Below are 7,524 nucleotides of genomic sequence, written 5' to 3' on the forward strand. Positions count from 1 at the left end.
GCACCGCCATGCGTTCAAGAGACGTGGGGCGGTGAAATCGTCGAGCAGTTGCCGGGCAGCGTTGGCGTTGAGGGCAGGCCTACTGCCCTACCGAGGCCACCGACTCCCGCGTCCCGCGGATGCCGCCTGCGGCGGAGCGGGCGGCGTCAACGACCTGAAGCTGATCGCGGCGACCAGTCCGGGACACCGTGATCGCGCGGGCTGGCCCGCGGCCGACCGTTCCCGGCCAGGCGTGGTGTGCCGCACGCCGACCGGGTTCGGCCTGGCCAGGGTGACGGCGTCCGACACGAGATTGACATTGTCGCAACCTATGACTCATCCTATTGGGACAAAGCTTGCGACATTCGGAGGTGGCGGCATGCGCCAGGCGGATCACACGGAGGCTGGGCGGTGGCTGATCCGGCACGGCCTGGCCGACGCCGAGCCGTCCCCGCTGCTCGTGGCGCGGCTGGCGGTGCGGCGGCGCGCCAAGATCGTCGACAGCCTCCTGCTGGCCGCGTTCCTGATCGGCGCGGCGCTCACGCACGCATTGGCGCTCCCCGTCCAGGTCACGTCCTCCTGGCGGCCGCTGCTGGTGCTGGCGGCGTTGGTGGCCGGGCTGCTGGTGGCGCAGTGGCTGCTCGGCTGGTGGGTTCGGCGCGTCGACCGGCGGGCCGGGGCGCAACTGTCCCGGCGGGTGGCCCATCCGGTCGAGCTCGGATGGCCGACGGTCCTGGGCCGGCCGTATGCCCTGTTCACGGCCGCCACCTTCACCGGCGCCCTGCTGCTCGCGGTGAGCGTGGTGCCAGTTTCGGACTCCGGCTTGCGGTCCGGGGCGATCGTCGTGCTGATCGGCCTCGCCGGCGCCGGCGCCGGCACCATCATGCAGCTGCGCCAAGTGCTGGCAAGCCCCGCCGTAGCCGAGGACGAGGCGTCGCTCACGGCCGATGTCATCATGCGGGTCGAGGACGCCCGCGCCCTCGTCACACCCGGCCTGGTGTGGTCAATGCCGGCCATCTTCCTGTACGGGGAATCGCTCGGCTGGTGGAACGCGGTCTCACTGGCGCTCGTGGTCGCGGGCGCCATCGCGCTCTGGCTGATCCAGCGCCGGACCACCGGTGTCGCGACGGCGGCACGACGGGCCATGATCAACCGATGATCGTCATCGACGCGGCTTCGCCGACGCCGCCGTACGAGCAGCTCCGGGCCCAGCTCGCGAGGCAGATCCAGGACCGGTCGCTCGCCGTCGGCACGAGACTACCGACGATCCGCCGGCTCGCGGCCGACCTCGGCCTCGCCGTGAACACCGTCGGCCGGGCCTACCGGGAGCTGGAGGAGGCCGGGCTGATCGAGACGCGCGGACGGGCCGGCTCATTCGTCTCCGCCGCCGGAGAACCGGCCCGCGAGCAGGCCCGCCGCGCCGCCCGCGAATACGCGGCGGTCATCGCCAGCGTCGGCATCGATCCCACCGAGGCGATCCGGATCGTCGAGGCGGCACTGGGCCATGCTTCAAGCCCATAAGACCACCGGATACTCGTCCGGAACTGCTCAACGACCGACAACAAGAACACACTCTGCAGCCGCGAGTATGCGCTTGTTGCCAGTGGTCATGGATCGAAGGGGTTGGCTGGGCCGGAGTGTCCACTACAGGCGGGCCGGGTCAGGAAGGGCCGAGCAGGACCCAGCGGTTGCCCGCGATGTCGAGAACACTGTGATACGCCCATAGTTTCCGGTGCGCGGTGCGGTGACGAACTTGGACCCGGCTGCCGTCATGCGGGCGTAGGCGGCCTCGAAGTCGTCCACCCGGAGGAAGAACCCGACGCGTCCCGCAACTCGACCGCCGACATCGGCGGACTGCCGCTCACCGTTCGCACGCGTCAGCAGGATGCCGCCAGATCATGTCGTTCCTGAATCGCCGCGCTCCGGACTACGCCGACTCTCGACGACTGTCGATCGCGTGCGGCGCACACCGGTCAGACGATCAACTGTGCGCGTCACGCGATCAACTGCGGCCGCGCGGACGAGGCGAGGCTGGAAGGCATGTCAACGCCTCAGTCCTCGCCGCCGTCCGCCGACACTGCGCCGCCCGAGTCCCCGGCACGGTCCGGCGGCTCGGCGAACTGGTCACCGATCGTCGCGCTCGCCGCCGGGATCGCGGTGCTCGTCGCCAGCGAGTTCCTGCCGGCGAGCGTGCTGCCCGCGATGGCCGCCGACCTCGGGCTCAGCGAGGGCACCGCCGGCCTGGCGGTCGCGGCGACCGCGGTCGCGGGCGCGGTCACCGCCCCCAGCATCGCGGTGCTGCTGCCGCGGACCGACCGGCGCACGGTCCTGACCTGGCTGCTGGTCGCGGCGGCCGTCTCGAACCTGGCGGTGGCGGTCGCCCCCGGTTTCGCCGTCCTGCTCCTCGGCCGGCTCGTCCTCGGCGTCGCCATCGCCGGGTACTGGTCGTTCGCATTCGGCGCCGGAACCCGCGCCGTGCCGGGACGCGACAGCGTGGTCTCAACGTCCATCGCGCTGGGCGTCACCCTCGCGACGATCGGCGGCGTCCCGTTGGCCTCCCTGCTCGGGGACGCGGTCGGCTGGCGGCTGGTGTTCGGCGTCGCGGCGGGCCTCGGCATCGTCGCCGCCCTGGCCGTGGCCCTGACGTTGCCGCCGGTGCCCCCGCACCCGGCCGCCGGACTGGCGATGCTGCGGGCGGCGCTCGCCAACCGCCGGCTGATGGCCGGGGTGCTGGGCGTGGTCCTGGTCGCGTTCGGCAACTTCGCCGCCTTCCCCTTCATCCGGGTCGCGATCGAGGACGTCGACGCGGGCGCCACGGTATGGCTGCTGCTGGCCTGGGGCGTGGGCGGGTTGGCGGGCAACCTCGCCGCCGGGCGGTTCGCGGGACGGCTGCGCGCGGTGGTCGCCGCGGCCCCGCTGCTGCTGGCCGGCGGCCTGCTGGTCACCGCGACCGCGCCGTCCCTGCCGATGCTGGCCGCGGGGGTCGTCGTGTGGGGTCTGGCCTTCAACATGGTCCCGGTCGCCACCCAGCTCTGGGTGACCCGCGTCGAGCCCGAGCGTGCCGAGTCGGCCTTGTCGTTGCAGGTCACCGCGTTTCAGGTGGCGATCACGCTCGGGTCGGCGTCAGGAGGCGCGCTCCTGGACGCCCGCGGCGTGCAGGCGGCCTTCCTGCTCGGCACGGGGTTCGCCGCGGCGGCCGGGCTGCTTTTCGCCGCGCTGCGCGTCCCGCGTAAGTGACGGCTCCCGCCAGGCCTGCGGCGCGACGCCGTGGTGGGACGAGAACGCCCGGCTGAAGGCGGCGCTGGAGCCGTACCCGACGGCGGACGCGATGTACTCCACCGGACGCGACGGGTCTGCGAGCAGCCGGCATGCCTCCCGCATGCGTATCTCGCGGAGCACCTCCGCGGGTCCGCGGCCGAGTGCGCGGCGGAACCGCTCGCCCAGGGCGGAACGCGACAAGTGGACCAGGCGGGCCATCCCCTCGACGGTCCACGGCTCGGCCGGACGGGCGGCCACGGCGGCCACCACCGCGGTGACGGCCTCGTCGGGAGGTCCGGCGTCGCCGCCCTGGTCCTCCTGCCAGGAGGTGGCCATCGCCGCCCCGATCAGGTTGCCGTAGCTGGAGGCGAACAGGGTCGGTCGGCACGCACGTTCGAGCGGGCACCGCGTGACGAGCGCCATCACACCGCCATGCCGGGTGCCGAAGCCACGGACCACCAGCGGGCTGGGGAGCCGCCGGACCAGGACGGCCATGCGCAGGTCCGCCACGACCAGGGCGGACTCCTCGTACCGCCGCGACGCGGTGAGCCGGTGAGCGGTACGGGCGTCGACGAGGACGGCGTCCCCCTCGGCGAGCGACTGCGCCTCGAATGCCGTCTCAAGCGTGAACTCGCCCGCCAGCACCAGCGCCCACAGCGGGACCGGTGGTTCGGTGAGCACTGCGCCCGCCGGCAACTGGACATGGTCCATGCCCGACATCTCCCACGCCGGTTCCGGGGAGGAGGTGCCGACGTCGTCCGCCCGGGAGACATCCACGATGTTCGCCACGTGAGCTGAAGCACATAAAAGACGGCGCCCTATTCCCGCGCGCCCCTGATGGCGTCTCCAGGAGCAACGCACACCGGATGCGCTCCGCGATCCGCCGCGAGAATGTCGTGCGGCAACAGGCGGGACAGGGGACTTGACATGGGACGGGCGTATTCGTGTCGGCTTTCTTCCAGTTCGAGGAGGACGTGTGGCCCGTGACGATGGGTCCGCCGAGTCCGGTCGGGGCGGATGAGCTTCCCGAATCACGCCGGGCAAGTCAGCCGTGTTGGTGACCTTGCTGACGGAGCCGTTGGCTGGCTGCCGCCCGAACCCGTCGTGTCCTTCCTTGGCCGGCAAGGAGGGCAAGGGCATCGGGTGATGCCAGGACTTCGACGGCCTTTCGCTGGAACCAGTCGGATGCCGAGGTGACTTGGGCGGGCGCCCATGGTCTGTCCTGGGCGATAGCAGCCAGCAGCGTCCATTCGGTCAGGCGGCGGGTGAGGAAGTCCCGCTCGCCGATGACGCCGGTCATGGTGTGGCCCCAGCCAGGAAACCGTTCGTCGGTCAGCAGGAGGCGTGCCCGGTCGTCGATGTGGCGGGCCACTGCGGCCTGTGCCATCACCGGGTCGGGATCTTGCAGGACCTCGCTCACCAATGCGGGCTCACCGTTGGCGCTCACGGCGGCCAGGGCCCGTAGGTGGCAGGCGTAGCGGCGGTGCTCGTCCGGCTCGGCGGGGCCCTCAGTGGGGCTGCTCACGCGGCCGCTTCTTCGGGACGGTCGGCGCGCGCGCCGTTGACCTCATCGATCGACGACGGCGACATGGGAGCCTGTCCGGACCGATCACCTTCGGACGGATCGGGGACTGCGGTGAGCATCTGGGATGTGCCTTCCGGCCGACGCTGCAATCCCGGCCTGCTTGAGAACCTCATACGATCCGGGAAGGTACACCCCTTCCCGGGCCATCCACAGGTCTCAAGCATTGCCCCACATTAGGGAGCCCACAGCCTGCCGGTACCACCACTTCAGATCAGCGGAGGGTCGGCAGTTCGTCCCCGCCGCTGGCGACACGCTTTTGAGCGTTGAAAGGTTCGACGTGCACGCGGATTGAACCGTCGCCGTTTTCGTCGGCTCCCGTAGGCTCCCGGTCATGTACCGTCCGAGCGCACGCTTCAGACGTACCCACGCCGAGCGACAGGATCAACTGCTCTCGTGGAACCGGGATGATGTGGCGTTCTTCGCCGCCGGAGCTTGCCACATCCTGGCGTACGCGTTCCTGGAGACCTATCCGGATGCCGGCTTCCAACCTGTTGGGCTCTGGCCACGCGATGCACCGGACCCCGGTCATGTCTACGTCACGGATGGCACCTGGGCCTTCGACCACGACGGATGGACCCCGCAGGCAGAACTTCTGAGCGCCACACGCGCTGCCGAACCGCAGAGTGACTTTCAGCCGTGTCCGATCCACATGGATCTCGACACGTTCTGCGTGCGCCACCACCACCGGCCCCGGCAGTTCTTTGCCTTCGATCCGTGGGAGCGGGCTGTACGGTACATCGCCCAGTTTCCCACCCCGCACGCTAACGTCAATGCCAACAACAGGTGGGTTGCGAGCGGGTCAGCGGACAATTAACGCCCATCGGAATAGAAGTTCGGGTCGTTCTCGTCGGGGCTGACCGGTGCGTACTGGCGCAACTCGCCATCCCTCAGCATCCACAGTCTGAAGAACGACTCCTCCTGGTCCATCACGAAGACTTGCAGCGCGTTGGGGCACCGCCAGGGCATCTGCGCGATGTGATCCAGGACTGCGTTCAAGTCGGCATGGTTGAGCGCGCCGGCCCATACCTCGCACTCCGGATACTTCCATCCTCTCTCACCGGTCTCCCGTCGGCGGCGCATGGCCTTCTCTACAGCCGCGAGCGTCATGAAGGTCGCGTAGCGGCGGGGTGCCATCGGGGAATCGGACCGTGGCATCGGCTTCTTGCGCCGTCAGCGGGTCCTGCCCCTCCCACCGAGGGATCACCAATCCGAACGAGGGATCGACGACGCGGAAGAAGCCTCCGTCCACCCGGATATCGATCACGCCCCGATGCTAACGCTGGTGCGAGCAACATCTGTTTGACGAGTACGGACAGTCCCGGACGCCTTCGGTCTTGCTATGGATCAGAAGTTTTGAGCTGAGGCCCTCGGGCTCAAGAAAGCGGCCAACAGTGGCTTTGCTGTGCAGCGCACGTTGGCGCCTTGGCTGACTGTCGATGCGAGGTACGTGATCGTCGCCCAGAGGACATCTTGTGGTGCGTGCTGAGGGCTGGGTGACTGGAGGCTCACACCCGATGCGGACGGTGCGTCCGAGGTATCCATGTGGAGGAGCGGATGACGGGGCTTTCGGCGCAGCTTCCGGCGCTCGTGGGTGTGGTGGTGGGTGCGGCGTCGTCGTACCTGGCTACTTCGGCGACCGAAAGAGCCCGCTGGAAACGGCAGACACGGGTGCGTTGGGACGAGCAACGCGCCATCGTGTACACCGAGTACGGTCATGCGGTCATCCGTTGTGTAGCTCTCGCACGCAGAGTCGCATCCGGACGCGGCGTCGGCCACTACCCGCATCCGCTGACTCTCGATGACGGCAGGACCGAACTGTCGGCCGCAGAAGCTGAGCGCGAGGTTCGGTGGGAGTCGGTTCTGCTGCTGGGCTCGGCAGAGGCGATCCTTGCGGCAAGGTTGTGGCATCGGACCGTATGGACGCTACGACGAGCGGCATTGGGCGAACTGGACACGGATTGGTCTTCGACGCTCGCCGAAGCCGGCCATCGGCGCCGGGCCTTCTACGAGGCGGCGCGTCGAGATCTCGGTGTCGAGGGATCGCTGCCCAACGTGGGAGATGAGGGACTCTGACATGCGCGGGAGAGTGCGCATAATGCGGATATGCCTCCTTGGCGCAGCGTCCCCCCTCGGGCCAGACTCGCCGTTATCGGCGTGCTGTACGCGATGGCGCTCCTCTTCGCGCTGATGGCCTTGAGCGAGTACTCGGCGGGCGCGCACCTCCGGCAGGCGCATGCTCGGACCTGGGCGACGGTGGTCGCAAAGAGCACGAGCAGCAAGTACGGAACGGACTACGGGCTGACCTTCACCGACCAATCGGGGCGGGCTCGCACGGTGCGGACCAGCGGACTGACTTCCGGATACAAGGTCGGCGACCGCCTGGAGATCTACTACACCCTCGACAAGCCATCGGAGGTAAGCGCGGTTCGAGAGGGCAGCCCTGAAGCAGTGCAATTCCGCACGGCGATCACATCTGCGGCGGTCTCAGGCACCTGCCTTGTCTTGGCGGTCGGCCTGACGGTCGCGCGTTTCCGCCGCAACCGTTCAGGGCGTGGCCCCTTCCATGGCTACGCTCCGGTGAGTCCAGCAGGCAGTTCCGTCCGAGAACTCCGCAGATTCGGCAGATCCTGAAGCTGTAGCTGGATCGAGCACCAGAGGCGCACAGCGACTTACGTGGGCGAACGATGGCGCCATGGGGTGGC

General features: G+C 69.2%; 11 protein-coding genes. 6 read left to right on the forward strand and 5 right to left on the reverse strand.

The window, feature by feature from the left end:
• The first annotated feature begins 358 nt into the window (after nt 1-358).
• Both ETD96_RS10530 and ETD96_RS10535 read left to right on the forward strand, forming a co-directional pair.
• Nucleotides 359-1,138 (forward strand): hypothetical protein, encoded by a 780-nt coding sequence (locus ETD96_RS10530; RefSeq protein WP_138636128.1) that lies wholly within the window; start codon nt 359-361, stop codon nt 1,136-1,138.
• A complete protein-coding gene (locus tag ETD96_RS10535; RefSeq protein ID WP_138636129.1) occupies nt 1,135-1,500 on the forward strand; it encodes a GntR family transcriptional regulator in 366 nt (121 codons plus the stop codon). Before ETD96_RS10530 ends, ETD96_RS10535 begins: the two co-directional genes overlap by 4 nt.
• 123 nt (nt 1,501-1,623) lie before the next feature.
• Here ETD96_RS10535 and ETD96_RS47905 read toward each other — a convergent pair whose 3' ends face one another.
• On the reverse strand, nt 1,624-1,752 hold the full coding sequence (locus ETD96_RS47905) for a hypothetical protein (protein ID WP_338072545.1): 129 nt from the start codon (nt 1,750-1,752) through the stop codon (nt 1,624-1,626).
• 267 nt (nt 1,753-2,019) lie between these two features.
• Between ETD96_RS47905 and ETD96_RS10545 the strand changes: the two genes are divergently transcribed.
• A complete protein-coding gene (locus ETD96_RS10545) occupies nt 2,020-3,216 on the forward strand; it encodes an MFS transporter (RefSeq protein WP_138636130.1) in 1,197 nt (398 codons plus the stop codon).
• On the opposite strand, the gene ETD96_RS10550 is transcribed toward ETD96_RS10545, so the two are convergent.
• From ETD96_RS10550 to ETD96_RS47525, 3 genes are all read right to left on the reverse strand, one after another.
• Nucleotides 3,103-4,014, reverse strand: a complete 912-nt coding sequence (locus ETD96_RS10550) for a helix-turn-helix transcriptional regulator (protein ID WP_171068962.1) — start codon at nt 4,012-4,014, stop codon at nt 3,103-3,105. The genes ETD96_RS10545 and ETD96_RS10550 overlap by 114 nt on opposite strands.
• A 268-nt stretch (nt 4,015-4,282) precedes the next feature.
• Nucleotides 4,283-4,762 carry a hypothetical protein gene (locus tag ETD96_RS10555; protein ID WP_138636132.1) on the reverse strand — a complete coding sequence of 160 codons (480 nt, stop codon included), beginning with the start codon at nt 4,760-4,762 and terminating at the stop codon, nt 4,283-4,285.
• Nucleotides 4,759-4,881, reverse strand: coding sequence for a hypothetical protein (locus ETD96_RS47525; protein WP_274704598.1), 123 nt, complete (start codon nt 4,879-4,881; stop codon nt 4,759-4,761). Before ETD96_RS47525 ends, ETD96_RS10555 begins: the two co-directional genes overlap by 4 nt.
• 272 nt (nt 4,882-5,153) lie before the next feature.
• On the opposite strand from ETD96_RS47525, the gene ETD96_RS10560 reads away from it, so the two are divergent.
• Nucleotides 5,154-5,636 carry a hypothetical protein gene (locus ETD96_RS10560; RefSeq protein WP_138636133.1) on the forward strand — a complete coding sequence of 161 codons (483 nt, stop codon included), beginning with the start codon at nt 5,154-5,156 and terminating at the stop codon, nt 5,634-5,636.
• Here the strand turns inward: ETD96_RS10560 and ETD96_RS10565 are convergent.
• Nucleotides 5,633-5,956 (reverse strand): hypothetical protein, encoded by a 324-nt coding sequence (locus tag ETD96_RS10565; protein ID WP_138636134.1) that lies wholly within the window; start codon nt 5,954-5,956, stop codon nt 5,633-5,635. The two genes, ETD96_RS10560 and ETD96_RS10565, sit on opposite strands and share 4 nt — an antisense overlap.
• Nucleotides 5,957-6,364: 408 nt before the next feature.
• Here ETD96_RS10565 and ETD96_RS10570 point away from each other — a divergent pair, with 408 nt between their 5' ends.
• Both ETD96_RS10570 and ETD96_RS10575 read left to right on the forward strand, forming a co-directional pair.
• Complete coding sequence (locus tag ETD96_RS10570) at nt 6,365-6,895, forward strand: hypothetical protein (protein ID WP_138636135.1); 531 nt, start codon at nt 6,365-6,367, stop codon at nt 6,893-6,895.
• 81 nt (nt 6,896-6,976) lie between these two features.
• Nucleotides 6,977-7,453, forward strand: coding sequence for a DUF3592 domain-containing protein (locus tag ETD96_RS10575; RefSeq protein WP_138636136.1), 477 nt, complete (start codon nt 6,977-6,979; stop codon nt 7,451-7,453).
• Nucleotides 7,454-7,524: the final 71 nt, after the last annotated feature.

Origin of the sequence: Actinomadura geliboluensis, from assembly GCF_005889745.1 — a bacterium.
GTDB lineage: Bacteria > Actinomycetota > Actinomycetes > Streptosporangiales > Streptosporangiaceae > Spirillospora > Spirillospora geliboluensis.

Coding starts and splice junctions, on each gene's coding strand:
- ETD96_RS10530 (WP_138636128.1), top strand. CDS start 359: ATGCGCCAGGCGGATCACACGGAGGCTGGGCGGTGGCTGATCCGGCAC.
- ETD96_RS10535 (WP_138636129.1), top strand. CDS start 1,135: ATGATCGTCATCGACGCGGCTTCGCCGACGCCGCCGTACGAGCAGCTC.
- ETD96_RS47905 (WP_338072545.1), bottom strand. CDS start 1,752: ATGACGGCAGCCGGGTCCAAGTTCGTCACCGCACCGCGCACCGGAAAC.
- ETD96_RS10545 (WP_138636130.1), top strand. CDS start 2,020: ATGTCAACGCCTCAGTCCTCGCCGCCGTCCGCCGACACTGCGCCGCCC.
- ETD96_RS47525 (WP_274704598.1), bottom strand. CDS start 4,881: ATGCTCACCGCAGTCCCCGATCCGTCCGAAGGTGATCGGTCCGGACAG.
- ETD96_RS10560 (WP_138636133.1), top strand. CDS start 5,154: ATGTACCGTCCGAGCGCACGCTTCAGACGTACCCACGCCGAGCGACAG.
- ETD96_RS10565 (WP_138636134.1), bottom strand. CDS start 5,956: ATGGCACCCCGCCGCTACGCGACCTTCATGACGCTCGCGGCTGTAGAG.